Annotated in this window: 1 protein-coding gene; it reads right to left on the bottom strand. The window is 59.2% G+C overall.

From position 1 onward, the window contains the following. Positions 1–772, bottom strand: a 772-nt coding sequence (locus tag AC0L2X_RS32445) for a tetratricopeptide repeat protein (protein ID WP_473601216.1), incomplete at both ends; no start/stop codon positions are given.

The raw sequence follows: 772 nt of genomic DNA, 5'->3' as shown, positions 1-772 counted from the left end.
GATAGTTCTCCAGGGCGCCCGCCAGGTTCCCCTGCGCCGTCCGAACATTGCCCAGTGTGGTGTAGAGCGATGACAGGCGGCTCTGCCAGTCGGCATTGTTCGGATCGAGAGCCACCAGCTTCTCACGGATGGCAAGGGCCTGCTGATAGGTCTCCAGGGCGCCCGCCAGGTTCCCCTGCGCCTTCTGGACGTCGCCAATCTGGCTATACCCATAGTCAAGATTGCTTGCCCAGTTGGTGTTGTCGGGGTCTCCGGCAAAAAGCTTCGCTCGAATGGCCTGACTCTTAGAAAAGCTCTCGAGAGCTTTGGCAAGATTTCCATGTGCTCTCTGAGCTAGACCGACTCTTTCGTAGATGAGCGACAGGCGGTTCCGCCAGTCGGCATTGTTCGGATCGAGAGCCGCCAGCTTCTCACGGATGGCAAGGGACTTGTGATAGTTTTCCAGGGCGCCCGCCAGGTTCCCCTGCGCCTTCAGGATGTCGCCGACGGAGGAATAGTCAACGGCAAGATTACTTAGCCAGTTGGTGTTTCCTAGGTCCGCAGCGTTTAGCTTTTCATCGATGGCGAGGCCGCGCCGATAGTTCTCCAGGGCGCCCGCCAGATTTCCCTGCGCCGTCTGAACATTACCCAGTGTGGTGTAGATCGATGAAAGGCGGCTCTGCCAGTCGGCATTGTTCGGATCGAGAGCCACCAGCTTCTCGCGGATGGCAAGGGACTTCTGATAGTTCTCCAGGGCGCCAGCCAGGTTCCCCTGCGCCTTCTGGACGTCGCC

The sequence above is a fragment of the Mesorhizobium sp. WSM4828 genome (assembly GCF_055811175.1).
This window is presented reverse-complemented; position numbering and strand designations above follow the sequence as displayed.